A 25,635-nucleotide genomic window follows, 5' to 3' on the forward strand; every position below is an offset into this window, starting at 1 on the left:
ACGTATGTTCTTTTAGTTGGATTTTATTTAGCGATAAGGAACGATTTGCTGAAAATTATTTAGATTTTCTTTGATTCACACTAGTATTGATACAAGTTTCACTTTTCTATAAGAACATCTTAGTGTAGACTTATATTTGGCGGTAGTCTTTACACTTGAAATAGAATTATTTCAAGATAAAGCATTCATTTGTGGGTTACAGCCTATTTTAAAATGAATATGAAATAAAAATAAGAAAAATATAGGGTTAAAAAAGGGAAATGCATAAAGACGTTGAATATTTTTCTTATAAATAGTAAAGCTGCGATTGTTGTTCCATATATGGAGTTGTATGGTATAAATAAAGAAGGAGGTGCCAAAGAATGAACAGCAATGAAATATATGTTAGTCTTGACATCGGTACATCCAATGTTAAAGTCATTATTGGTGAAATGGTCAATGATGGTTTAAACATTATTGGTGTTGGAAATGTAAAATCAAATGGTTTAAAAAAAGGCTCAATAGTTGACATAGACGAGACTGTTCAATCGATAAAAAAAGCAATTGAACAAGCTGAGCGTATGGTAGGAATCCATATTGAACAGGTTGTTGTAGGTGTCAATGCAAACCAAGTGCAGTTACTCCCTTGTCATGGAGTAGTAGCTGTTTCAAATGAAGATCGTGAAATCGGGAATGAAGATGTTTTACGAGTTCTAGATGCAGCGCAAGTTGTATCGATTGCTCCTGAACGTGAATTTATTGATGTGGTACCTCGACAGTTTATTGTAGATGGTCTTGACGAGATTAACGATCCACGCGGGATGATCGGTGTAAGATTAGAGATGGAAGGTACATTAATTACAGGCTCACGAACTTTACTACATAACTTACTTCGTTGTGTAGAGAAAGCGGGTCTTGAAATTGTTGATATTTGTTTACAGCCTTTAGCAGCTGCCACAGTTGCTTTATCATCAGATGAAAAAAATAGAGGAGTAGCCCTTGTTGATATTGGCGGAGGTTCTACGACTTTAGCTATTTTTAGAGATGGAGAGTTACAAGCAACAAGTGTATTGCCAATTGGTGGAGATCACATAACGAAGGATATTGCAATTGGACTAAAAACTTCAACAGAGAATGCGGATCAAATTAAACTGAAATATGGACATGCCTTTTATGACACTGCTTCTGAAGAAGAGGTGTTCACAGTTCCTATTATGGGAAGTGACCAAACAGAACAATACTCTCAACTAGAGTTATCTGATATTATCGAAGCGCGTGTAGAGGAAATTTTAATGCTTGTTCAAGAAGAGGTGCGTAAATTGGGAGTGAAGCAGGTAGCTTCTGGTTATGTGCTCACAGGTGGTATTGCTTCTATGCCAGGTGTTCTTGATCTTGCGTATGATATTTTACATGAAAATGTTCGTATCACAACGCCAGATTATATCGGTGTTCGCGAACCTCAATATACAATTGGGGTTGGATTAATCAAATACTCTTACCAAAAAGCAAAATTACGAGGAAAAAGTGTTCAAGAAACAGAGGAGCAGTTTGAACCGATGCCTGCGCCTATGCCGGTACAACAACAGCAACCAGCGAAACAAAAAACTCGTAATCAAAACAACAAAAAACAAAAAGATGAACGTATGATGTCAAAAGTAAAACGTGTATTCCAGTATTTATGGGATTAAATTTGGACACGAAAAATGAGGTTCTAGGGGGATTTCGACATGTTAGAGTTTGATACTACTCAAGATCAATTAGCGAATATTAAAGTTATCGGTGTCGGCGGTGGCGGAAATAATGCTGTGAACCGTATGATTGAACATGGCGTACAAGGTGTAGACTTTATCGCTGTGAATACTGATGCACAAGCATTAAATCTATCAAAAGCTGAAACGAAAATGCAAATTGGTGAAAAACTAACGCGTGGGCTTGGTGCTGGTGCAAATCCTGAAGTAGGAAAAAAAGCTGCTGAAGAGAGTAAAGAGCAGATTCAAGAAGCACTTCGCGGTGCAGATATGGTCTTTGTAACGGCTGGTATGGGCGGTGGCACTGGAACTGGTGCAGCTCCAGTTGTTGCACAAGTTGCAAAGGAATTAGGCGCATTAACAGTAGGTGTTGTAACACGCCCGTTTACATTTGAAGGACGCAAACGTGCTACGCAAGCAGCCTCTGGTATCGCTGCATTTAAAGAAAATGTAGATACATTGATTGTCATTCCAAATGATCGCTTATTAGAGATTGTAGATAAAAACACGCCAATGTTAGAAGCTTTCCGTGAAGCGGATAACGTATTACGTCAAGGTGTTCAAGGTATTTCAGATTTAATTGCAACGCCTGGTTTAATTAACTTAGACTTTGCAGACGTAAAAACAATTATGTCTAATAGAGGTTCAGCATTAATGGGTATCGGTTCTGGTAATGGTGAAAACCGTGCTGCAGAGGCTGCGAAAAAGGCAATTTCTAGCCCATTGCTAGAAACATCTATTGATGGTGCGCAAGGTGTTATTATGAATATTACAGGTGGCGCAAACTTAAGTTTATATGAAGTACAAGAAGCAGCAGACATTGTAGCTTCAGCTTCAGATCCTGAAGTGAATATGATTTTTGGTTCTGTTATCAATGAAGGATTAAAAGATGATATTGTTGTAACTGTTATCGCAACTGGTTTCGATGATAGCATTGTAGCACAGCAACCAAAACCATTAGTACGTCCAAAAGTAAATTCAAATCATGTACAACAACAGGCTGCGGTTCAACCACCAAAACATCGTGAAGTAAAACGAGAAGTGAAGCGCGAAGAGCCTGTTATGCACGATCGTAATACAGACGCAGATGATATTGATATTCCAGCATTTTTACGCAACCGTCGTAGAAGATAAGGAAATAAAAAGGAGCATTTATAAAGCTCCTTTTTATTTTGAAAACTATTACAACAAGCAAAAGGGATCTATATTTTTATAGGTCCCTTTTGCTTGTTTCCTATTCTCCGCGACAGATTCTGTCTAGAACCACCAAAATAACAAAAAAACCACTCCGCAAATTGACACACTTTCTCATTGGATATGCATTATACTAGTCTCAACTAAAAAAAAGAGGTGAATGGTTTGGTTGTTTACGCCGACATTGTTTGGTTGTTAAACGCCTGCATTGATTTTCTTTTACTTTTATTAACAGCAACTGTGCTAAAAAAGAGGATCAAAAGATGGAGGCTAGTGCTGGGAGCGTTGATTGGTTCCACAATTGTTATTTTTGCCTTTACTCCTTTTTCTTCTATGATGACACATCCAATTATGAAACTACTATATTCGTTATGCATTGTGTATGCAACATTTGGCTTTTCGAATTTTAGAGATTATGCACAGACCGTTTTTACTTTTTATTTTGTTACATTCATGGTAGGAGGAGGGTTAATAGGAACTCATTTTTTCCTCCAAACAAATGAAATGGTAAATGGTTTGGTGCAATCACAATCTATTTCTTATGGTGATCCAGTCAGTTGGATGTTTGTTGTTGTTGGTTTTCCTATTATTTATTATTTTTCGAAGAAGCGAATTGAAAATGTAGAAGTAACGAAAATTCATTATGATCAAATTATTAAAGTGAATATTAAACTTGCAGAAAATGAAATTGTGTTAGATGGTTTAATTGATAGTGGGAATCAGCTTCATGATCCATTAACAAAAACACCAGTTATGGTTATCCATATTTCATGTTTAGAACATTGTTTGCCAACATGGTTAACCGAACAAGTTTATGCGAAAACGGAGGTTCCTCAAATACCGGAAGATGATTCGGGCTGGGCGACGCGATTGCGCTTAATTCCTTTTCGAGCAGTAGGAATTGATCATCAATTTTTATGGGCTATTAAGCCTGATATTGTTCATGTTCAACATGAAGGACGAAATATCATTGTAAATAAAGTGTTACTTGGCTTAAATACACAACGGTTTTCTACTAATGGAGAGTATCAATGTATCGTGCATCCGAAGATGTTGCTATCACAAAAAGTAACGATTGCTTAATAATGAGAGGTGGGGAAACATGGTGAAATTGAAGCTGTATTTCGTTTATCTTTGGTATAAAATATTGTTGAAGTTGGGAATTAAGACCGATGAAATTTATTATATTGGTGGCAGTGAGGCACTACCACCACCTTTAACAAAAGAGGAAGAAGAAGTTTTATTAAATAAATTACCAAAAGGGGATCAAGCGGCCAGGTCTTTATTAATTGAGCGAAATTTACGTCTCGTCGTATATATAGCTCGTAAATTTGAAAATACAGGGATTAATATAGAGGACTTAATCAGTATTGGCACAATCGGCTTGATTAAAGCGGTAAATACCTTTAACCCTGAAAAGAAAATTAAATTAGCGACATACGCATCTCGATGTATTGAAAATGAAATTCTTATGCATTTACGTAGAAATAATAAAAATCGTTCTGAAGTATCGTTTGATGAACCGTTAAATATTGATTGGGATGGGAATGAGTTGTTGCTCTCAGATGTGCTTGGTACGGATGACGACATTATTACAAAGGATTTAGAAGCTAATGTAGATCGATATCTTCTCATGAAAGCTTTACATCAATTAAATGATCGAGAGAAACAAATTATGGAGCTGCGTTTCGGGCTTGCAGGTGGCGAAGAGAAAACACAAAAAGATGTAGCCGATATGTTAGGGATTTCGCAGTCTTATATTTCTCGTTTGGAAAAAAGAATTATAAAAAGGTTACGAAAAGAATTTAATAAGATGGTATAAAGGAAGTATGAAAAAGAACGTCATATGATAGAGAATGCGAAGACCAATCGGAAGCCCGGTTGGTTTTTGTTGTTTCTTGATAGCAAAATTATGACATGCTTATGAGAAAGAGAAGAAAAACTGTATGCATAAAATTCCCTCCAAAGGAGATACTTTACACTGTACAGCAACTCCCGATAGGAGGGAACACTTTGACGAGAAATAAAGTAGAAATTTGCGGTGTTGATACAGCTAAACTTCCAGTACTAAAAAATGATGAGATGCGTAAATTATTTCGAGAAATGCAAAGTGGAGAGACAAGCGCAAGAGAGAAATTAGTGAATGGAAATTTACGACTTGTATTAAGCGTCATTCAACGATTTAACAATAGAGGAGAATTTGTTGATGATTTATTTCAAGTTGGCTGCATTGGACTCATGAAATCCATTGATAATTTTGATTTAAGTCAAAATGTTAAATTTTCAACATATGCTGTGCCGATGATTATTGGGGAAATACGAAGATATTTGCGCGATAATAATCCAATCCGCGTGTCTCGTTCATTGCGGGATATTGCGTATAAAGCATTACAAGTAAGAGAGAAATTAATTGCTGAAAACTCCAAAGAGCCAACAGCGATGGATATTGCGCAAGTTCTTGATGTTACGCATGAGGAAATTGTGTTCGCGCTTGATGCAATTCAAGATCCAGTTTCATTATTTGAGCCGATTTATAATGATGGGGGAGACCCTATTTTTGTAATGGATCAGCTGAGCGATGAAAAACAAAAGGACGAGCAGTGGGTTGAAGAATTAGCATTAAAAGAAGGAATGAAACGACTCAATGATCGAGAAAAGATGATTATTCGAAAGCGCTTTTTTCAAGGGAAAACACAAATGGAAGTTGCAGAAGAAATTGGAATTTCCCAAGCGCAAGTATCAAGATTAGAGAAGTCGGCGATTAAACAAATGAATAAGACAATTCAAGGCTAAGGTTTCCCCATTTATGGGGAGACCTTTTTTACATATAAACGCGTTTATCCCACTACTTTAGGGCAATAAGAGTTGGAGAGAAACAAGGAAGATAGATGGAAATAGGCTTTTCATCAGTAGCGGATGAAAGAATCCCTCACAGCTGAAAGTTTCGCTTTATATTCCGCTCATAGAGAGAATGTAGTGTTCATATAATGAGAATAAAATGGATTTTCTATCAGTGAAGGCTACTTCCTGTTCATGAGGGAAAAGGAGTGAATCATAATGATCAGAATTTCAGAATTTCAGATGAAAGATGTTGTAAATGTTTCGGATGGCAAAAAACTCGGAAATATCGGTGACATTGATATAGATATGCACACGGGGAAAATTCAAGCTGTTATTATTTCAAAGCAAGCACGTATGCTAGGGTTATTTGGTAGAGAAGAAGAGATTGTTATTAATTGGAATAAAATTGTAAAAATTGGTGAGGATGTCATACTTGTAAGAGCAGATCATGTCAATTCTGTAACAGAATCAATACAAACACCGACAATTTCTTAAAGAATATTACAAATTCCTCTTTTTTTTATGTTGTCATTATGGAAAAATAAAAGTATGGTAAAATAGACAGGAAGTACCATGATTTTTAAGCTATTTTAATGAAGAAGGAGCCGCTTTATGAGAGAACCATTTAAATATGTGGACGGTATATTGTATTTACAAGCATGGGAAGATCTTGGGAACATTACTGCTGGCTTTACAACAAAAGATGGTGGAGTAAGTACAGGCTCCTTTCATGCGATGAATTTAGGATTACATGTGAATGATATCATTGAGAATGTTCATGAAAATAGACGTATTTTAGCAAATAAGTTACATAAACCATTAGAAAATTGGATTTGTTCGGAACAGGTTCATGATCATCATGTAGAAAAAGTAGGACATGAAGAAAAAGGGCGCGGAGTTTATGTATATGAAGATGGGATCCAAAAGACTGATGGTATCTATACAGCTGATAAAGATGTATGTTTAACATCTTGTTATGCTGATTGTGTGCCCCTCTTTTTCTATGCACCCTCACATGGTTTGATAGGTCTTGCGCATGCTGGATGGAAAGGAACTGTGAAAGAGATTGCAAATGAAATGATTCAAAAATGGAAAGCGGAGGGCGTTTCTACTACTGACATTCACGTTGCGATTGGACCTGCGATTGGAGCGTGTTGCTATGTTGTAGATGATCGTGTCCTATCAGCAGCAAAACAAGTCATAAATGGATCTGTTCCTTATAAAGTCATTTCAGATGGACAATACGCGATTGACTTAAAAGAGATAAATCGTATAGTATGCTTACAAGCTGGCATAAAAGAAGAACATATTGTGATGTCATCTCTTTGTACAAGCTGTGAAGAACAATTATTTTTCTCGCATCGCCGCGACCAAGGAAAGACAGGAAGAATGTTGAGTTTCATAGGTTTTAAGGAGGATTGAAAGACAGTGACAGTACAAGAGAATTTAACAGTGATACATGAAGAGATGAAACAAGCATGTGATCGAGCTGGACGCTCCATCCATGATGTGAAACTTGTTGCAGTAACAAAAACAGTTGGAATTGAAAAAACGAATGAGGTAGTAGAGGCCGGGATTACTGATTTAGGTGAGAACAGAAATGAAGGGTTTTTACAAAAATATGAGCATTTTGGCTCACAAGCCAATTGGCATTTTATCGGTTCCTTACAAACGAGAAAAGTAAAAGAAATTATTAATCATATTGACTATTTGCATTCATTAGATCGTCTTTCTCTTGCAAAAGAGATTCAAAAGCGCGCTACAAAGCCTGTTAAATGTTTTATACAGGTAAAAACATCGCGTGAAGAATCAAAACAAGGGTTACAAGCTGAGGAACTTATTGAGTTTGTTCATGCTTTGAAGGAATTTGATAAAATTGAAATTGTTGGATTGATGACAATGGCACCATTTACGGAAGAGGAAGCAGAAATACGTGGCTGCTTTAGAGCGCTTCGCATGTTGCAACAGCAAGTACAGGAATTAAGGCTTTCATATGCTCCGTGCAAAGAGCTATCAATGGGAATGTCTAATGATTATACAATCGCGATTGAAGAAGGTGCTACATATATTCGTTTGGGAACGATTTTAGTAGGAAAAGCATAAAAGGAAGGAGAATGTATTATGAGTTGGTCAAAAGTGAAGTATTTCTTTTTTGACACGCCAGAGGAAAAAGAAGCAGCTCAATATGCTTACGAAAAGGAGCAAACAGAAATGAAAAAACAGCAAGAACCTCCAGAACAACAAGATGTACCATTTACAAAAGTACAACCGAAACAAAATGTCGTGAGCATTGAAACAGCAAAGCAATCTTCTAAAGTTGTTTTGTTAGAACCGCGTACGTATTCAGAAGCACAAGGGATTGCAGACCATCTAAAAGGAAAGCGTGCTGTAGTCATTAATTTGCAAAGAATGTCCACTGATCAAGCGGTACGCATCGTTGACTTTTTAAGTGGTACTGTATACGCTATAGGCGGGGATATTCAAAAGTTAGGACCAAAAACATTTATGTGTACACCTGAGAATGTGGATATTGTTGGAGCAATTTCCGAGTTATTCGGTGAAGAGGAAGAGACAAATATAAAGAGGTGGTAATACGCCATGATTATGATTTTAAAAGCTTTGCTCTTAGTCATTCAAATTTACTCCTGGGCGCTTATTGTCTACATTCTTCTAACTTGGTTTCCAGGCGCTAGAGAATCAGCAGTTGGTGAGTTTTTAGCTCGCATTTGCGAACCGTATTTAGAGCCATTTCGGAGAGTAATTCCACCACTTGGTGTAATTGATATTTCTCCGATTGTTGCAATTATTGCATTAAAGCTTGCTAGCAGCGGCTTAGTAACTTTATTTGGCTACTTTTTATAAGATCGGTTGCATACATGAGCATTTACGAACATTTTAGGCCTGAAGAGGCAAGTTTTGTTGATAAAGTGTTAGAATGGAAACAAGCAGTAGAAGAGTACCATCAAGTAAAATTAACAGATTTCCTTGATCCACGTCAGCAACAAATTGTAGCTACAATAGTTGGACAGCAAGGAGATGTTTCTTTACAATTCAATGGTGCAGCGCCAAACGCGGAGAGAAAAAGGGCACTTATTTACCCAGATTATCTTGTTTTAAATGAAGAAGAATTTCAAGTAGAAGTATTAGAAATTGATTATCCTTCCAAATTTTATACGCTTGAACATAGACAAATACTAGGTGCACTTATGTCCCTTGGTTTAAAAAGAGAAAAGTACGGTGATATTTTTATTCAAGAAAATCGTGCCCAAATTGTAGTTGCAAAAGAAGTTGTTTCTTATATTGAAATGAACTTACAATCAATTGGAAAAACAAAGGTGTCTCTCTTCGTTGTATCAACAGGAAATGTTTTGCAATTGCAAGATGAATGGAGAGAGCAATCTGGAACTGTTTCGTCACTACGCTTAGATGTATTGTTAGCTGAAATTTTGCATCTATCACGTCAAAAAGTACAACCCCTTATAAAAAATGGGCTTGTAAAAGTGAACTGGAAAGTTGTAGACCAAACTTCATATGAATGTTTTCCAGGAGATATTCTGTCGGTCAGAGGACATGGAAGAAGTAAATTGTTTTCGGTCGAAGGAAGAACGAAAAAAGACAAATGGCGAGTTTTGTATGGTATACTAAAATGATTGATTTTTTAGAAGGAAAAACTCTTATTTTGTCGAAGAAAAGATATAATTAAAAGAGGAAAATTTAGATAACTACTTGGAGGTGGCGTTTGTGCCGTTAACACCATTAGATATTCATAATAAAGAATTTAGTCGCGGATTTCGTGGCTATGATGAAGATCAAGTAAATGAATTTCTTGATCAAATCATTAAAGATTATGAATTAGTCATTCGTGAAAAGAAAGCTTTAGAAGAGAAGGTTGCTCAATTAGAAGGAAAGCTAGATCATTTTTCTAATATTGAGGACACGCTAAATAAGTCTATTGTTGTAGCACAAGAAGCAGCGGAAGAAGTAAAACGCAATGCACAAAAAGAAGCAAAACTAATCGTTCGTGAAGCGGAAAAAAATGCGGATCGAATCATTAATGAAGCGTTAGTGAAATCAAGAAAAGTTGCTTTTGATATTGAAGAGCTAAAGAAACAAGCAAAAGTGTTCCGTACTCGTTTCCGCATGTTATTAGAAACACAGCTTGAAATGCTAAACAACGACGATTGGGACAAGCTCATTGAATTAGAAGACGAAGTGGACGAACTGTTGAAAAAAGAAGAAACAGTGTAAGCTTGACGTTTTTCTCATTATTACATATAATTTTAAACAACATATTGATTAAGAAAAACGAAGATAGGGATAAGTACCTTTTTCACCCCTTATAAAGCGAACTGAGGATGGTGTGAGCTCAGGATAAGGAGATAAATGGGAAATCACCCTGGAGTTCCGCGCTGAAAAAATGAGTAAGCGTAGGCGTATATTCGCGTTAAGAATATAAAGTGAATCATGTGCATTTGTATATGATTTAGTAGGGTGGTACCGCGGGAGACTTTCTCGTCCCTTTTTGGGATGTGAGAGTCTCTTTTTTATTTCGTTTTTAAGTCTTTTTATGATACATGTAAGGAGGAATTGAGCATGGAGTACAAAAATACATTACTGATGCCAAAAACAGAGTTCCCAATGCGTGGGAATTTACCAAAACGTGAGCCTGCAATGCAAGAAAAATGGGCTGAAATGAACATTTATGAAAAAGTACAAGAACGTACAAAAGGACGTCCTTTATTCGTATTACACGATGGTCCTCCATATGCAAATGGTGATATTCATATGGGACATGCACTAAATAAAGTATTAAAAGACTTTATTGTACGCTATAAATCAATGACTGGTTATTGTGCTCCTTATGTTCCAGGTTGGGATACGCATGGTTTACCAATTGAGCAGGCTTTAACGAATAAGGGAGTAAAGCGTAAAGAAATGCCGGTTGCAGAATTCCGTAAATTATGTGCGGAATATGCATACGAACAAGTAAATCGTCAGCGTGAACAATTTAAACGCCTTGGTGTACGTGCGGATTGGGATCATCCATATATTACTTTGGAACCAGCATATGAAGCACAACAAATTAAAGTATTTGGAGAAATGGCGAAAAAAGGCTATATCTATAAAGGACAAAAACCTGTTTACTGGTCTCCAACGAGTGAATCTGCTTTAGCTGAGGCTGAAATTGAGTACAAAGATAAAAAATCAGCATCTATTTACGTTGCATTTGAAGTGAAAGATGGAAAAGACGTATTAGAAGGTGACGAGAAATTTATCATTTGGACAACGACGCCTTGGACATTGCCAGCTAACTTAGGTATTTCTGTTCATCCAAAACTTGAATATAGCATCGTTAAAGTAAATGATGAAAAATATATCATTGCTTCTGAACTGTTGGATACAGTGGCAAAAACATTAGAATGGGAAAACCCTGAAGTTGTTAGAACAGTAAAAGGTAGTGAACTTGAATATACAGTTGCAAAACATCCATTCTATGACCGCGATTCTTTAGTTATGCTTGGCGAGCATGTAACGACAGATGCTGGTACAGGTTGTGTACATACAGCACCTGGACACGGGGAAGATGATTTCATTGTTGGGCAAAAGTATGGTCTAGAAGTTCTTTGTCCGGTTGACGATAAAGGTGTATTAACAAGTGAAGCACCTGGATTTGAAGGCTTATTCTATGATAAAGCAAACAAACCAATTACGGAAAAATTAGAAGAAGTTGGCGCATTGTTGAAATTAACATTTATTACGCATTCATATCCACATGACTGGAGAACGAAAAAACCAATTATTTTCCGTGCAACAGCACAATGGTTTGCATCTATTGAGGCATTCCGCAGTGAATTATTACAAGCTGTGAAAGAAACAAAATGGGTACCAGCGTGGGGAGAAACTCGTCTTCATAATATGGTTCGTGACCGCGGTGACTGGTGTATTTCGCGTCAACGTGCATGGGGTGTACCAATTCCTGTGTTCTATGCGGAAAATGATGATCCAATTATTACAGATGAAACAATTAATCATGTAGCAAACTTATTCCGTGAACATGGTTCTAACGTATGGTTTGAACGCGAAGCGAAAGATTTACTACCAGAAGGATTCACACATCCATCTAGTCCAAATGGTGAATTCCGTAAAGAAACAGATATTATGGATGTATGGTTTGATTCTGGTTCTTCTCACCAAGCTGTATTAGAAGAACGTGACGAGTTGCAACGTCCGGCTGATTTATATTTAGAGGGATCTGACCAATATCGTGGTTGGTTTAACTCTTCGTTATCAACAGCTGTTGCTGTAACAGGTAAAGCACCATATAAAGGTGTGCTAAGCCACGGCTTCGTACTTGATGGTGAAGGTCGCAAGATGAGTAAATCAATCGGAAACATTGTTGTACCGAAGAAGATTATGGATCAATTAGGTGGAGATATTTTACGCCTTTGGGTATCTTCTGTTGATTATCAGTCTGATGTACGTATTTCAGATGATATTTTAAAACAAGTTGCAGAAGTATATCGCAAAATCCGTAATACATTCCGTTTCCTATTAGGAAACTTAGCTGACTTTAATCCGGTTCAAGATGCAGTAGCAAAAGCGGAACTGCGTGAAGTAGACCGCTATATGTTAGTGAAATTAAATGACTTAATTGCGAAAGTAAAAGAAGCGTATGAAACTTATGACTTTGCGGCAGTATATCATGCAATTCATAACTTCTGTACAATCGATTTAAGTTCATTCTATTTAGATTTTGCAAAAGATATTTTATACATTGAAGCGACAAATCATCATGATCGTCGTGCAATTCAAACAGTGTTATATGATGTTCTTGTTGCGTTAACGAAACTTGTAACACCGATTTTACCTCATACGGCTGATGAAGTGTGGCCATATATTCCAGGTGTGACAGAAGAGAGCGTACAATTAACAGATATGCCAGAAGCTATCGAATTAAAAGATGCGTCCGCATTAAAAACAAAATGGGATGCATTTATGACGCTTCGTAGTGATGTGTTAAAAGCACTAGAAGTGGCGCGTAATGAGAAAGTGATTGGTAAATCATTGACAGCTAGCATTACATTATTCCCAACAGCAGAAATGAAAGAAATGTTAGAATCTATTCAAGAAGATTTAAAACAACTATTTATCGTTTCTGAACATAAACTTGGTGGAACGATGGAAGAAGCACCAGCGGATGCACAAAAATATGAACATACGGCAGTTCTTGTTACACAAGCAAACGGTGAAACTTGTGAACGATGCTGGGTTGTTTCTGAAACAGTTGGCAACGATGACGAGCATAAAACATTATGTGAGCGTTGTGCGACTGTTGTGAAAGAGAATTATGTAAAATAATCATATAAAAAACTGATCGCTCATATAGCAGCGGTCAGTTTTTTTGTATATCGTGTATGATATAACAAGTACAAAGTTACTTATGAAAAATGAATGAAGCAAAATAGAAGAACTTCCTATGAAGGAAAAATGTGTGTGCGGTAAGTAAGTGGAATTCGGATACACTAACGGTACATTGCAGCTAGGAGGAATGTACACGTGAATGAAATCTATATGGACATAAAACGAGAATTACAAGTGATGAGAAAAGAATTACAGGAGCGATTGGCAAAGGAAGTAAATCGCACATATCAGATGGAATTTGGACAAGAACTGGGATATGAAATACAATTAGATGCAAAGAAGAAATTACTTTTACATGATATAAGAGAGGACTTAAAAGATGTTGAGCGAGCATTATTTAAAATGGAGATTGATATGTATGGTGTTTGTGAAGAAACAGGAGAAATGATTTCTTTAAAACGTATGAAGATGTTGCCAACAGCTCGTACTATTTATGAATTTTCATATGAAAAAGTAAATGTGTAAATCGCACAACGATATTATAGTACCTTTTTTCATTTTATTTTATTCTTCGATAAAGGTTCATTGTGAAAAGGTAGCAGCTATGCTAAAATTTTGAGGTACACTGTCTTTGTGGGGGAAATGAAATGATATATTATTTAATAGCGTTAGTTGTTATTGCGATCGATCAAATATCGAAATGGTTTATTGTCAAGAACATGGAATTAGGTGCAAGTATCCCGATTATCGATAATGTATTATACATAACATCACATCGAAACAGAGGAGCTGCTTGGGGTATTTTAGAAAACAAAATGTGGTTCTTCTATATCATTACAGTTGTTTTTGTAGGATTTATTGTCTTTTATATGAAGAAGTATGCAAAAACAGATAAACTGTTAGGGATTTCTCTCGGTCTTATTTTAGGTGGAGCGATTGGTAATTTTATTGATCGTGTATTTAGACAAGAAGTAGTGGATTTTATTCACGTGTATATTTTTTCATACAATTATCCGGTATTTAATATAGCTGATTCGGCTTTATGTATTGGTGTTGTATTAATTATTATTCAAACATTATTAGAAGGAAAGAAAATGAAGGAGTAATTGAATGAGCGAAGTAGTACAAGTAACAGTTTTAGAAGAACAGAAAAACGAACGGATTGATAAATTTATTGCAAGTGTAAATCATGAGTGGTCTCGAACACAAGTACAACAATGGATTAAAGACGGCGTCATAACAGTAAATGGAAAGACGGTTAAAGGAAATTATAAAGTAAAAGAAAATGATGAAATTACAGTAACAATTCCGGAACCAGAAGAATTGGATATTCGTGCCGAAGATATGAATTTAGAGATTTATTACGAAGATGCGGATGTACTAGTTGTTAATAAACCGCGCGGTATGGTTGTACATCCAGCACCGGGGCATACGAGCGGTACACTTGTTAATGGCTTAATGCATCATTGTACAGATTTATCAGGTATTAACGGTGTCATGCGCCCTGGTATTGTACACCGCATTGATAAAGACACATCAGGTTTATTAATGGTTGCGAAAAATGATATGGCGCATGAATCTTTAGTAAATCAGCTAGTAGAAAAAACAGTGACGAGACGCTATAAGGCAATTGTGCATGGTGTAATCCCGCATGATAAAGGAACAATTGATGCGCCAATTGCTCGAGATAAGAAAGATCGCCAAAGTATGGCTGTTGATGAAAATGGGAAGCATGCAGTTACGCATTTTCAAGTGTTAGAACGATTTAAGGACTTTACGCTTGTCGAATGTCGTTTAGAAACAGGGCGAACACATCAAATTCGTGTTCATATGAAATATATTGGATATCCTCTTGCTGGGGATCCGAAATATGGTCCGAAAAAGACATTACATTTAAATGGACAAGCGCTTCATGCGGGAATTTTAGGATTTAATCATCCGCGTACAGGTGAATATTTACAGTTTGAAGCACCTGCACCAGCTATATTCGAGGAAACATTAAATATTTTACGGAAATAGTATTGACAAAACGAATAAAAACTGCGATACTAACAACAGTTAAATAATGATCCTTTAACACAGCCCCGTGAGGTTGAGAAGGTAACGGTTTGAAATACTTAGGGTATGCTTGTACCCTTTTTTCAAAAGTCCTCTCGCACACGCTGGGAGGACTTTTTTTATACGATTCCTCTCACGCAAAAAAAGCTTGGAGGTGTAAAGCATGAAAGAAAAAGCTGTTGTTTTAGATGACCAAATGATTCGTCGCGCTTTAACGCGTATTAGTCACGAAATTGTAGAGCATAATAAAGGTGTTGACCAATGCGTTTTAGTCGGAATTAAAACGCGTGGAATTTTTCTAGCAAAACGTTTAGCAGAAAAAATTAGTCAGATTGAAGGAAAAGAGATTGAAGTTGGAGAGTTAGACATTACGCTATATCGTGATGATTTAACGCTGCAATCTAAAGATAAAGAACCGCTTGTAAAAGGCTCTGATATTCCTGTAGATATTACAAAGAAAAAAGTGATTCTTGTAGACGATGTATTATATACAGGGAGAACAGTTCGCGCTGCAATGGATGCACTAATGGATTTAGGAAGACCATCACAAATTCAGTTAGCTGTTCTTGTAGATAGAGGTCATCGTGAGTTACCAATTCGCGCTGATTATGTAGGGAAAAATATTCCGACATCAAGTGAAGAACGTATTGAAGTTGATTTGCAAGAGACAGATCAGCAAGATCGAGTAAGCATATACGAAAGGTAAATCCCTTTTAAATGTAGTCCTGTGAGGCTGCCAAAGGGTCTTGGCTTTCATATGTCAAATTTGTCATATGAAAGTATAGGACTCTTTGTGCACAGGCACAAAGAGTTTTTTATTACAAAGTTTTAAACTGAAGGAGGACATAACAATGGAGCAAAAGCCAGTGTTAGACATTCATGAAGTACCGAAACCAGGAAGATGGTTATTTTTAAGCATACAACATTTGTTTGCAATGTTCGGATCAACAGTACTGGTTCCATTTTTAACAGGATTAAATCCATCAGTAACTTTAATCTCCAGTGGATTAGGAACATTAGCGTTTCTTCTTATAACAAAAGGGCAAGTACCTGCCTATTTAGGATCATCGTTCGCATTTATTGCTCCGATTATAACGGCAAAAACCGCGGGTGGGCCGGGAGCAGCAATGCTCGGTGGTATGCTAGCAGGACTTGTTTATCTCCTAGTTTCGCTAGGAATTAAAAAATCAGGATCAGCCTGGATTATGAAATTACTCCCTCCAATTGTAGTTGGTCCAGTTGTAATGGTTATCGGTTTAGCTTTAGCGCATACGGCTGTGAATATGGCAATGAATGATGTGGATGGAAAATATAGCTTCACACACTTCTCAGTAGCATTAGTTACATTAGCAATTACGATTATTTGCTCCATATTTGGAAGAGGATTTTTCAGTATTATACCGGTATTGATTGGAATTATTGGCGGATATATTTTTGCATACTTCCAAGGGCTAGTCGATTTAAAGCCAGTAGCTGAGGCAAGATGGTTTGATGTACCAGACTTTGTTGTACCGTTTGTAACATATACCCCGGAATTTTCTTGGAAGATTATGCTTCTAATGGTTCCAGTAGCACTGGTAACGATCTCAGAACACATTGGACACCAAATTGTACTTGGAAATGTTATTAATAGAGATTTAATTGCAAAACCAGGCTTACATCGTTCAATCTTTGGTGATGGTGTAGCAACATTAATAGCATCTGTAATTGGTGGACCACCGAATACAACATATGGTGAAAATATCGGAGTGCTAGCAATTACAAGAGCGTATAGTGTATATTTATTCGCTGGATCAGCAATCTTCGCAATCGCGTTTGGATTTATCGGTAAGATTGCAGCGCTGATTCATTCGATTCCAACACCAGTTATGGGCGGTGTCTCCATCTTACTCTTTGGTGTCATCGCATCAAGTGGTTTACGCATGATGGTGGACGAAAAAACAGACTTAAGTGACAAACGTAACTTAATGATCGCATCTGTTATTCTTGTCATTGGTATAGGCGGTGCAGTGCTTCATATCGGAGAATCATTCCAAGTAGAAGGAATGGCGCTTGCAGCAATTGTAGGCGTACTGTTAAATCTACTATTACCAGAAATGAAAGAAAAACAACAATCTAAGCGGATTGCTTCATAAAAATGAACCTTTTAATTCAGTCCTGTGAGACAGAAAAGGGTGGCTTCTTTCTTGCACCCTAGTCTCACATGACTAGGGTATTTTTATGCGATTATTGTTATAGAAATACGAAAAGTGTTATCATAAAAATCAGAAAGATGAGGGATGACAATGAGCCAGTTGTTAACGATGAGTGAATTATCGAAACAAGAGATTTCAGAAATCCTAAAAGATGCAGAAGATTTTGCGAATGGGGAAGAAAGAAAAGCGACAGAGCAAACATTTGTAGCAAACTTGTTTTTTGAGAATAGTACGAGAACAAGATTTAGCTTCGAGGTTGCTGAGAAGAGATTGGGATTAGAAGTATTAAACTTCTCAGCAGATTCTTCTAGCGTACAAAAAGGAGAAACGCTATACGATACGATAAGAACACTAGAATCAATTGGAGCCAAAGCAGTAGTCATCCGCCATCAGCAAGACCGCTACTTCGATGAGCTAAAAGACAAAGTAAATATCCCGATTTTAAATGCAGGTGATGGATGTGGAAATCATCCGACGCAATGTTTGTTAGATCTTCTAACAATTAAACAAGAGTTTGGGAGATTTGAAGGATTAAAGATTGCGATTGTAGGAGACATTCGTCACAGCCGAGTGGCACGCTCGAATGCAGAAGCATTAACGAAATTAGGTGCAACAATTTACTTTGCTAGCCCAGAAGAGTGGAAAGATGAAACAAATACATTCGGAACATATAGAAGTTTAGATGAACTTATTCCAGAAGTTGATGTGATGATGTTACTTCGTGTGCAGCATGAGCGTCATGATCATTATGAAACAGACATCATGAGAGAGTATCATGAAAACCACGGATTAACAATTGAACGAGAAAAACGTATGAAAGAAGGAAGCATTATTATGCACCCGGCTCCAGTAAATCGTGATGTAGAAATTGCAAGTGAACTTGTTGAGTGTGAGCGTTCTCGCATATTCAAACAGATGGAAAATGGAGTTTACGTAAGAATGGCTGTTTTAAAACGCGCATTACCAAATGTATTAGGAGGAATGAAACATGAATTATTTGTTTAAAAATGGACGTTACTTAAATGAAGATGGAAAAATCGTAGCAACAGATCTTCTTGTACAAGATGGTAAAATTGCAAAAATAGCAGAAAATATTTCAGCTGAAAATGCGGAAGTAATCGATGTAAATGGAAAATTAATCGCACCTGGATTAGTAGATGTACACGTTCATCTTCGCGAACCAGGTGGTGAACATAAAGAAACAATTGAAACTGGTACACTTGCAGCAGCAAAAGGGGGCTTTACAACAATTTGTGCGATGCCAAATACACGCCCAGTACCAGATAGTAAAGAGCATATGGAAGACTTGCAAAAACGAATTAAAGAAAAAGCACATGTAAATGTACTGCCATATGGTGCCATTACAGTGCGTCAAGCAGGTTCTGAAATGACGGACTTTGAAACGTTAAAAGAACTTGGAGCATTCGCATTTACTGATGATGGAGTAGGCGTACAAGATGCAAGTATGATGTTAGCGGCTATGAAGCGTGCAGCTAAATTAAATATGGCAGTTGTTGCTCATTGCGAAGAAAATACGCTTATTAATAAAGGTTGTGTACATGAAGGGAAATTTTCCGAGAAACATGGATTAAACGGTATCCCATCAGTATGTGAATCTGTACATATTGCCAGGGACATTTTACTAGCGGAAGCAGCAGATTGTCACTATCACGTTTGTCACGTAAGTACAAAAGGGTCAGTACGAGTAATTCGTGATGCAAAACGTGCAGGCATTAAAGTAACAGCGGAAGTAACGCCACACCACTTAGTGCTATGTGAAGATGATATCCCATCTGTTGATCCAAACTTTAAAATGAACCCACCACTTCGAGGAAGAGAAGATCAAGAAGCGCTCATTGAAGGTTTATTAGATGGAACAATCGACATCATTGCAACGGATCATGCACCGCATACAGCAGAAGAAAAAGCACAAGGCATTGAAAGAGCACCATTTGGAATTACTGGTTTTGAAACAGCGTTCCCATTACTATATACAAACCTTGTGAAAAAAGGAATTATCACATTAGAACAGCTTATTCAATTCTTAACAGAAAAGCCAGCAGATACATTTGGTTTAGAAACAGGGCGCCTAAAAGAAGGAAGAGCAGCTGATATTACCATTATTGATTTAGAACAAGAAGAAAAAATTGACCCAACAACATTCTTATCAAAAGGAAAAAATACGCCATTTGCAGGCTGGAAGTGTCAAGGATGGCCAATTATGACATTAGTTGGTGGGAAGATCGCATGGCAAAAGGAGAGTGCATTAGTATGAAAAGACAGCTTATCTTAGAAGATGGAACAGTATTAATTGGAAAAGGCTTCGGCGGAGAAATTGAAAAATCAGGTGAAGTTGTATTTACAACTGGTATGACAGGATACCAAGAAACTTTATCTGATCCATCATACTGCGGTCAAATCGTAACATTTACGTATCCATTAATCGGAAACTATGGTATTAACCGTGATGATTTTGAATCGATTCAACCATCTGTACACGGTTTAATTGTAAATGAAATGTGCGATCATCCATCGAACTTCCGTAATGAAATTTCGTTAGATGAGTATTTAAAAGAGCGAAATATTCCAGGATTATCAGGAATTGATACGAGAAAATTAACAAGAAAAATTCGTCAATATGGAACAATGCGCGGACGTCTTTGTAATATGGATGTCGATGTAGATTACATTGTCAGTCAATTAAAAGCTACAGTATTTACCGATCATGTAAAGCGTGTGTCAACAAAAGATCCATATCCAAGCCCAGGTCGTGGCTACCGCGTTGTCCTTGTTGATTTCGGAATGAAGCACGGTATTTTACGCGAATTAAATAAGCGTGATTGCGATGTTATTGTTGTTCCTTACGATACATCGGCAGAAGAAATTTTACGCTTAAGCCCAGATGGAATTATGTTAAGTAACGGACCAGGAGATCCAAAAGATGTACCAGAAGCGATTGAAATGTTAAAAGGAATTATTGGAAAAGTACCTTTATTCGGTATTTGCCTTGGGCATCAACTATTTGCCTTAGCATCAGGTGCAAATACAGTGAAATTAAAATTTGGTCACCGTGGATTAAACCACCCAGTAAAACATCTTGAAACTGGAAAAGTAGCTATCACTTCTCAAAACCATGGGTATGCAGTAGAAGAGGAATCTGTAAAAGGAACAGACCTTGAGATTACACACGTTGCTTTAAATGATGGAACAGTAGAAGGACTTCGTCATAAGAAGTTCCCGGCATTTACAGTACAGTATCATCCAGAAGCATCAGCAGGGCCAGAAGATGCAAATAACTTATTTGAAGATTTCTTAACAATGATTGCAAACTTTAAGAAAGAAGGGGAAGAGTTATGCCAAAACGCCTAGACATTAACACAATTTTAGTAATCGGATCAGGACCAATTGTAATTGGGCAAGCAGCGGAGTTTGATTACTCTGGAACGCAAGCTTGTCAATCTTTAAAAGAGGAAGGTTACAAAGTAATCCTTGTTAACTCGAACCCAGCAACAATTATGACAGACACTGCAACAGCAGATAAAGTATATATTGAGCCATTAACATTAGAATTTGTAAGCCGCATTATTCGTAAAGAGCGTCCAGATGCAATTTTGCCAACACTTGGCGGACAAACAGGATTAAATATGGCTGTTGAACTTGCAAAATCAGGCGTGCTTGAAGAGTGTGGAGTTGAAATTTTAGGAACGAAATTATCAGCAATTGAGCAAGCGGAAGATCGCGATTTATTCCGTACATTAATGCAAGAATTAAACGAACCAACACCACCAAGTGAAATTATTCATACACTTGATGAAGCATATGAATTTGTAAAAGAAATTGGTTATCCAGTCATTGTTCGTCCTGCATTTACGCTAGGCGGAACAGGCGGCGGGATTTGCCACAATGAAGAAGAGTTAATCGAAATTGTAACAAGTGGTTTGAAACATAGCCCAGTAACACAATGTTTATTAGAAAAAAGCATCGCTGGCTTTAAAGAAATCGAATATGAAGTAATGCGTGATGCAAATGACAATGCCATCGTAGTATGTAACATGGAAAACATCGATCCAGTTGGCGTGCACACAGGGGATTCTATTGTTGTAGCACCGAGTCAAACATTAAGTGATCGCGAATATCAGATGTTGCGTAATACGTCATTAAGAATTATTCGTGCATTAGGAATTGAAGGGGGATGTAACGTTCAGCTTGCACTAGATCCATATAGCTTCCAATACTATGTAATCGAAGTAAATCCACGTGTAAGTCGTTCATCTGCTTTAGCATCAAAAGCGACGGGATACCCAATTGCGAAATTAGCAGCAAAAATTGCAGTCGGTTTAACATTAGATGAAATTGTAAACCCGGTAACACAAAAAACATATGCTTGCTTCGAGCCAGCGTTAGACTATGTTGTTTCGAAAATTCCACGCTGGCCTTTCGATAAGTTTGAATCAGCAAATAGAACGCTTGGAACACAAATGAAAGCAACGGGTGAAGTTATGTCAATCGGACGTAACTTAGAAGAATCATTATTAAAAGCAGTTCGCTCTCTAGAACTTGGTATTTATCATCTAGAGCTAGATCACTTAAAAGAGCTTGATAAAGAAACAATGAAGAAACGTATTATAAAAGCAGATGATGAGCGTCTGTTTGTTGTAGCAGAAGCAATTCGCCAAGGTGTAACGAAAGAAGAGATTCATGAATGGTGTGAAATGGACTTCTTCTTCTTACAAAAAATCGAAAACATCGTAAATATGGAGCGAAAAGTAAAAGCGAACGTTGGAGACATGGAAGTATTACGAGAAGCAAAAGAAATGGGCTTTAGTGATCATTACATTGCGGCTGCTTGGAATAAAACAGAATGTGAAATTTACGCTACGCGTAAAGAAAATAGCATGATGCCAGTATTTAAAATGGTAGATACTTGTGCGGCAGAATTCGAATCTGCAACGCCTTACTACTACAGCACATATGGTGACGAAAACGAATCAATCGTTACAGAGCGCAAAAGTGTAATGGTACTAGGTTCTGGTCCGATCCGCATCGGTCAAGGGGTTGAATTTGACTATGCGACAGTTCATTCTGTATGGGCAATTAAAGAAGCTGGCTACGAAGCAATTATTGTGAATAATAACCCAGAAACAGTTTCAACAGACTTCAGTATTTCTGACAAATTGTACTTTGAACCATTAACAATTGAAGATGTTATGCACATCATTGATTTAGAGAAGCCAGAAGGTGTTATTGTACAATTCGGTGGACAGACAGCAATTAACTTAGCGGCAAAATTAGCAGAGCGCGGCGTGAAAATTTTAGGAACATCTCTTGAAGATTTAGATCGTGCTGAAGACCGTGATAAGTTCGAAGCAGCATTAACAGAGCTTGGTATTCCGCAACCGGTTGGTAAAACAGCAACAACAGTAGAACAAGCGGTAGCAATTGCTGAAGAAATTGGCTATCCAGTACTCGTAAGACCATCTTATGTACTTGGCGGACGTGCAATGGAAATTGTGTATCGTCAAGAAGAACTGCTTCACTATATGAAAAATGCAGTAAAAGTACATGCGGATCACCCAGTATTAATTGACCGCTACATGGTTGGGAAAGAAATTGAAGTAGATGCAATTTCTGACGGTGAAAATGTATACATTCCAGGTATTATGGAACATATTGAACGCGCTGGCGTTCACTCTGGTGATTCAATCGGAGTATATCCTCCGCAAAGCCTATCAGCGAAAGTGAAGGAGCAAATTATTGAAAATACAATTGCACTTGGAAGAGGATTAAATATTGTTGGATTACTAAATATCCAATTTGTAGTCTTCAAAGATGAAGTGTATGTCATTGAAGTAAACCCACGTGCAAGCCGTACCGTACCGTTCTTAAGTAAGATTACAGGTGTTCCAATGGCAAACATCGCAACGAAAGTCATTTTAGGTAAAAATCTTGTAGAACAAGGTTATGAAACTGGTTATCACCCAGAAAATAACGAAGTATATGTAAAAGCGCCAGTATTCTCGTTTGCAAAACTGCGCTCTGTTGATACAACATTAGGACCTGAAATGAAGTCGACAGGGGAAGTAATGGGGAAAGACTTAACGCTTGAAAAAGCATTATATAAAGGATTAGTTGCTGCGGGAATCAGCATTCCAACACATGGATCTGCCATTATTACAGTTGCGGATAAAGATAAAGAAGAAGCGATTGAAATCGCAAGACGCTTCCATGAAATTGGCTATAACTTATTAGCAACAGCAGGAACAGCAAAATCGTTAACAGAGCAAAATATTCCAGTGCAAGTTGTAAATAAAATTGACTCTGAAGATTACAACTTACTTGATATTATTCGTCAAGGAAAAGCACAGTTTGTTATCAACACATTAACAAAAGGAAAACAACCAGCGCGTGATGGTTTCCGCATTCGTCGTGAATCTGTGGAAAATGGTGTAGCTTGTTTAACATCACTTGATACAACAAGAGCGATTTTACGAGTACTAGAATCTATGACGTTCTCAGCTCACGCAATGAAAGAAATCGCGCCAACAAAGCGTCACGAGGTGGTACATGCATGATGCAAAAGCAAAATATGATTGTCGTTAACCAAACAGAAATTGCAAAAAACATTTATGAATTAGTGCTTCAAGGTGATCTTGTACAGCAAATGAACGAACCAGGGCAGTTCGTACACATTAAGGTAGCAGAGGGGATTACTCCCCTTCTGCGCCGCCCAATTAGTATTTGTAATGTCGATCAAGAAAAAAACGAATTTACAATGCTATATCGTGCGGAAGGACAAGGAACAAAAACATTAGCAAAAAGAAAACAAGGTGAATTAGTAGACGTATTAGGACCGCTAGGACATGGGTTTCCAGTAGAAGAAGCAGAAGCTGGACAAACGGCTTTATTAGTAGGAGGCGGAATTGGTGTACCACCACTTTACGAGCTATCGCAACGCCTTGTTGCAAAAGGTGTACGTGTCATTCACATCTTAGGATTTCAAACGAAAGATGTTGTTTTCTATGAAGAGAAGTTTGCAGAACTTGGTGATACATATGTTGCAACCGTTGATGGTACACATGGTACAAAAGGGTTTGTAACAGATGTAATAGATAACTATGGAATTGACTTTGATATTTTATACTCATGTGGACCTTTAGCGATGCTACGTGCATTAGAAGGGCGTTATAAAGAGAAAAAAGCCTACATTTCACTAGAAGAACGTATGGGATGTGGGATTGGAGCATGTTTCGCATGTGTATGCCACTTACAAGAAGATCCAAGTGGACATTCTTATAAGAAAGTGTGCAGCGATGGACCTGTATTTCCAATCGGGGAGGTTGTACTATGAACAGATTGCAAGTTGAATTGCCAGGATTATCATTAAAAAATCCAATCATCCCAGCATCTGGTTGCTTCGGGTTTGGCCGTGAATATGCTCAGTTTTATGATTTAAGTGTACTGGGCTCAATCATGATTAAAGCAACGACAGAACAACCACGCTACGGAAATCCGACGCCTCGTGTGGCGGAAACACCAGGTGGTATGCTAAATGCAATCGGACTTCAAAATCCAGGGCTAGAAAAGGTAATGAACTCTGAATTACCATGGTTAGAACAATTTGATCTCCCAATTATAGCGAATGTTGCAGGTTCACAAATTGAAGATTATGTAGCAGTAGCAACGGAAATTTCAAAAGCACCGAATGTTCATGCGCTAGAATTAAATATTTCTTGTCCAAACGTAAAAACGGGAGGTATCGCTTTTGGTACAAATCCTGAAATTGCTGCTGATTTAACGAAGCGAGTAAAAGAGGTTTCTGAAGTGCCGGTATATGTGAAATTGTCACCGAACGTGACAAACATTGTGGAGATTGCGAAGGCAATTGAAAATGCAGGTGCGGACGGATTAACGATGATTAATACATTGCTTGGTATGCGTCTAGATTTAAAAACAGCAAAACCAATTTTAGCAAACCGTACAGGTGGACTATCAGGTCCTGCAATTAAACCGGTGGCGATTCGCATGGTACATGAAGTAAGCCAAGCGGTTAACATTCCGATTATTGGAATGGGTGGCATTGAGTCGGCAGAAGATGTTATTGAATTCTTCTATGCCGGTGCAAGTGCAGTGGCAGTTGGTACAGCAAATTTTGTTGATCCGCTCGCATGCCCAACCATTATTGAAGAATTACCATCGTTATTAGATGAATTAGGATTTGATCACATTTCGGAATGTCAAGGAAGGAGCTGGAAGTAAGT

General features: G+C 37.5%; 24 protein-coding genes and 1 other annotated feature. All 24 genes read left to right on the forward strand.

Annotation, left to right across the window (positions count from 1 at the left end; all coding sequences use genetic code 11):
• Positions 1–362: 362 nt before the first annotated feature.
• Complete coding sequence (gene ftsA, locus MR058_RS13430; protein ID WP_242144479.1) at positions 363–1,667, forward strand: cell division protein FtsA; 1,305 nt, start codon at positions 363–365, stop codon at positions 1,665–1,667.
• A 39-nt stretch (positions 1,668–1,706) separates the two neighbouring features.
• Positions 1,707–2,861, forward strand: coding sequence for a cell division protein FtsZ (gene ftsZ, locus MR058_RS13435; protein WP_242144480.1), 1,155 nt, complete (start codon positions 1,707–1,709; stop codon positions 2,859–2,861).
• 225 nt (positions 2,862–3,086) lie between these two features.
• The gene (gene spoIIGA, locus MR058_RS13440) at positions 3,087–4,004 is read left to right on the forward strand and encodes a sigma-E processing peptidase SpoIIGA (RefSeq protein WP_242144481.1); all 918 of its coding nucleotides are present in this window, start codon (positions 3,087–3,089) and stop codon (positions 4,002–4,004) included.
• 19 nt (positions 4,005–4,023) lie between these two features.
• On the forward strand, positions 4,024–4,743 hold the full coding sequence (gene sigE / locus MR058_RS13445; RefSeq protein ID WP_242144482.1) for an RNA polymerase sporulation sigma factor SigE: 720 nt from the start codon (positions 4,024–4,026) through the stop codon (positions 4,741–4,743).
• Positions 4,744–4,934: 191 nt separating this feature from the next.
• Positions 4,935–5,714: an RNA polymerase sporulation sigma factor SigG gene (sigG, locus tag MR058_RS13450; RefSeq protein WP_012094993.1), complete on the forward strand. Its 780-nt coding sequence runs from the start codon at positions 4,935–4,937 to the stop codon at positions 5,712–5,714.
• Positions 5,715–5,978: 264 nt separating this feature from the next.
• Entirely contained in the window at positions 5,979–6,257 is a 279-nt protein-coding gene (locus MR058_RS13455; RefSeq protein WP_012094992.1) for a YlmC/YmxH family sporulation protein, read from the forward strand.
• 117 nt (positions 6,258–6,374) lie between these two features.
• Positions 6,375–7,184 carry a peptidoglycan editing factor PgeF gene (pgeF, locus tag MR058_RS13460; RefSeq protein ID WP_242144483.1) on the forward strand — a complete coding sequence of 270 codons (810 nt, stop codon included), beginning with the start codon at positions 6,375–6,377 and terminating at the stop codon, positions 7,182–7,184.
• Between the two features lie 6 nt (positions 7,185–7,190).
• Entirely contained in the window at positions 7,191–7,865 is a 675-nt protein-coding gene (locus MR058_RS13465; RefSeq protein WP_242144484.1) for a YggS family pyridoxal phosphate-dependent enzyme, read from the forward strand.
• Positions 7,866–7,883: 18 nt separating this feature from the next.
• Positions 7,884–8,354: a cell division protein SepF gene (locus MR058_RS13470; protein WP_242144485.1), complete on the forward strand. Its 471-nt coding sequence runs from the start codon at positions 7,884–7,886 to the stop codon at positions 8,352–8,354.
• A gap of 6 nt (positions 8,355–8,360) precedes the next feature.
• On the forward strand, positions 8,361–8,624 hold the full coding sequence (locus MR058_RS13475) for a YggT family protein (RefSeq protein ID WP_242144486.1): 264 nt from the start codon (positions 8,361–8,363) through the stop codon (positions 8,622–8,624).
• Between the two features lie 14 nt (positions 8,625–8,638).
• Complete coding sequence (locus MR058_RS13480) at positions 8,639–9,412, forward strand: YlmH family RNA-binding protein (RefSeq protein ID WP_242144487.1); 774 nt, start codon at positions 8,639–8,641, stop codon at positions 9,410–9,412.
• A gap of 91 nt (positions 9,413–9,503) precedes the next feature.
• Entirely contained in the window at positions 9,504–10,010 is a 507-nt protein-coding gene (divIVA, locus tag MR058_RS13485) for a septum site-determining protein DivIVA (RefSeq protein WP_097895105.1), read from the forward strand.
• A gap of 51 nt (positions 10,011–10,061) precedes the next feature.
• Positions 10,062–10,285, forward strand: a binding site (T-box leader).
• Between the two features lie 70 nt (positions 10,286–10,355).
• Complete coding sequence (gene ileS, locus MR058_RS13490; RefSeq protein ID WP_242144488.1) at positions 10,356–13,121, forward strand: isoleucine--tRNA ligase; 2,766 nt, start codon at positions 10,356–10,358, stop codon at positions 13,119–13,121.
• Between the two features lie 198 nt (positions 13,122–13,319).
• Positions 13,320–13,649: a TraR/DksA C4-type zinc finger protein gene (locus MR058_RS13495; RefSeq protein WP_242144489.1), complete on the forward strand. Its 330-nt coding sequence runs from the start codon at positions 13,320–13,322 to the stop codon at positions 13,647–13,649.
• Between the two features lie 122 nt (positions 13,650–13,771).
• Entirely contained in the window at positions 13,772–14,230 is a 459-nt protein-coding gene (gene lspA / locus MR058_RS13500; protein WP_242144490.1) for a lipoprotein signal peptidase LspA, read from the forward strand.
• A gap of 4 nt (positions 14,231–14,234) precedes the next feature.
• On the forward strand, positions 14,235–15,143 hold the full coding sequence (locus tag MR058_RS13505; RefSeq protein WP_242144491.1) for an RluA family pseudouridine synthase: 909 nt from the start codon (positions 14,235–14,237) through the stop codon (positions 15,141–15,143).
• A 202-nt stretch (positions 15,144–15,345) separates the two neighbouring features.
• Entirely contained in the window at positions 15,346–15,888 is a 543-nt protein-coding gene (gene pyrR / locus MR058_RS13510; protein WP_242144492.1) for a bifunctional pyr operon transcriptional regulator/uracil phosphoribosyltransferase PyrR, read from the forward strand.
• Between the two features lie 145 nt (positions 15,889–16,033).
• Positions 16,034–17,317: a solute carrier family 23 protein gene (locus tag MR058_RS13515; protein WP_242144493.1), complete on the forward strand. Its 1,284-nt coding sequence runs from the start codon at positions 16,034–16,036 to the stop codon at positions 17,315–17,317.
• A 150-nt stretch (positions 17,318–17,467) separates the two neighbouring features.
• Entirely contained in the window at positions 17,468–18,382 is a 915-nt protein-coding gene (locus MR058_RS13520; RefSeq protein ID WP_242144494.1) for an aspartate carbamoyltransferase catalytic subunit, read from the forward strand.
• Complete coding sequence (gene pyrC, locus MR058_RS13525) at positions 18,366–19,652, forward strand: dihydroorotase (protein ID WP_242144495.1); 1,287 nt, start codon at positions 18,366–18,368, stop codon at positions 19,650–19,652. The genes MR058_RS13520 and pyrC overlap by 17 nt, the downstream gene beginning before the upstream one ends.
• Positions 19,649–20,746 (forward strand): carbamoyl phosphate synthase small subunit, encoded by a 1,098-nt coding sequence (locus tag MR058_RS13530; RefSeq protein ID WP_242144496.1) that lies wholly within the window; start codon positions 19,649–19,651, stop codon positions 20,744–20,746. Before pyrC ends, MR058_RS13530 begins: the two co-directional genes overlap by 4 nt.
• Positions 20,731–23,949 carry a carbamoyl-phosphate synthase large subunit gene (carB, locus tag MR058_RS13535; protein WP_242144497.1) on the forward strand — a complete coding sequence of 1,073 codons (3,219 nt, stop codon included), beginning with the start codon at positions 20,731–20,733 and terminating at the stop codon, positions 23,947–23,949. The genes MR058_RS13530 and carB overlap by 16 nt, the downstream gene beginning before the upstream one ends.
• The gene (gene pyrK, locus MR058_RS13540) at positions 23,946–24,725 is read left to right on the forward strand and encodes a dihydroorotate oxidase B electron transfer subunit (protein ID WP_012094975.1); all 780 of its coding nucleotides are present in this window, start codon (positions 23,946–23,948) and stop codon (positions 24,723–24,725) included. The genes carB and pyrK overlap by 4 nt, the downstream gene beginning before the upstream one ends.
• Positions 24,722–25,633, forward strand: coding sequence for a dihydroorotate oxidase B catalytic subunit (pyrD, locus tag MR058_RS13545; RefSeq protein WP_242144498.1), 912 nt, complete (start codon positions 24,722–24,724; stop codon positions 25,631–25,633). Before pyrK ends, pyrD begins: the two co-directional genes overlap by 4 nt.
• Positions 25,634–25,635 lie beyond the last annotated feature (2 nt).

Origin of the sequence: Bacillus cereus group sp. BfR-BA-01430 (assembly GCF_022663115.1) — a bacterium.
Taxonomy (GTDB): domain Bacteria; phylum Bacillota; class Bacilli; order Bacillales; family Bacillaceae_G; genus Bacillus_A; species Bacillus_A cereus_BD.

Excerpts from the sequence above, each read along its gene's own strand:
- sigE (WP_242144482.1), top strand. The coding sequence starts at position 4,024 with ATGGTGAAATTGAAGCTGTATTTCGTTTATCTTTGGTATAAAATATTG.
- MR058_RS13480 (WP_242144487.1), top strand. The coding sequence starts at position 8,639 with ATGAGCATTTACGAACATTTTAGGCCTGAAGAGGCAAGTTTTGTTGAT.
- MR058_RS13505 (WP_242144491.1), top strand. The coding sequence starts at position 14,235 with ATGAGCGAAGTAGTACAAGTAACAGTTTTAGAAGAACAGAAAAACGAA.
- MR058_RS13470 (WP_242144485.1), top strand. The coding sequence starts at position 7,884 with ATGAGTTGGTCAAAAGTGAAGTATTTCTTTTTTGACACGCCAGAGGAA.
- ftsZ (WP_242144480.1), top strand. The coding sequence starts at position 1,707 with ATGTTAGAGTTTGATACTACTCAAGATCAATTAGCGAATATTAAAGTT.
- pyrK (WP_012094975.1), top strand. The coding sequence starts at position 23,946 with ATGATGCAAAAGCAAAATATGATTGTCGTTAACCAAACAGAAATTGCA.
- ftsA (WP_242144479.1), top strand. The coding sequence starts at position 363 with ATGAACAGCAATGAAATATATGTTAGTCTTGACATCGGTACATCCAAT.
- lspA (WP_242144490.1), top strand. The coding sequence starts at position 13,772 with ATGATATATTATTTAATAGCGTTAGTTGTTATTGCGATCGATCAAATA.
- pgeF (WP_242144483.1), top strand. The coding sequence starts at position 6,375 with ATGAGAGAACCATTTAAATATGTGGACGGTATATTGTATTTACAAGCA.
- pyrR (WP_242144492.1), top strand. The coding sequence starts at position 15,346 with ATGAAAGAAAAAGCTGTTGTTTTAGATGACCAAATGATTCGTCGCGCT.
- pyrC (WP_242144495.1), top strand. The coding sequence starts at position 18,366 with ATGAATTATTTGTTTAAAAATGGACGTTACTTAAATGAAGATGGAAAA.
- MR058_RS13455 (WP_012094992.1), top strand. The coding sequence starts at position 5,979 with ATGATCAGAATTTCAGAATTTCAGATGAAAGATGTTGTAAATGTTTCG.
- MR058_RS13475 (WP_242144486.1), top strand. The coding sequence starts at position 8,361 with ATGATTATGATTTTAAAAGCTTTGCTCTTAGTCATTCAAATTTACTCC.
- ileS (WP_242144488.1), top strand. The coding sequence starts at position 10,356 with ATGGAGTACAAAAATACATTACTGATGCCAAAAACAGAGTTCCCAATG.
- MR058_RS13515 (WP_242144493.1), top strand. The coding sequence starts at position 16,034 with ATGGAGCAAAAGCCAGTGTTAGACATTCATGAAGTACCGAAACCAGGA.
- MR058_RS13520 (WP_242144494.1), top strand. The coding sequence starts at position 17,468 with ATGAGCCAGTTGTTAACGATGAGTGAATTATCGAAACAAGAGATTTCA.
- pyrD (WP_242144498.1), top strand. The coding sequence starts at position 24,722 with ATGAACAGATTGCAAGTTGAATTGCCAGGATTATCATTAAAAAATCCA.
- MR058_RS13530 (WP_242144496.1), top strand. The coding sequence starts at position 19,649 with ATGAAAAGACAGCTTATCTTAGAAGATGGAACAGTATTAATTGGAAAA.
- carB (WP_242144497.1), top strand. The coding sequence starts at position 20,731 with ATGCCAAAACGCCTAGACATTAACACAATTTTAGTAATCGGATCAGGA.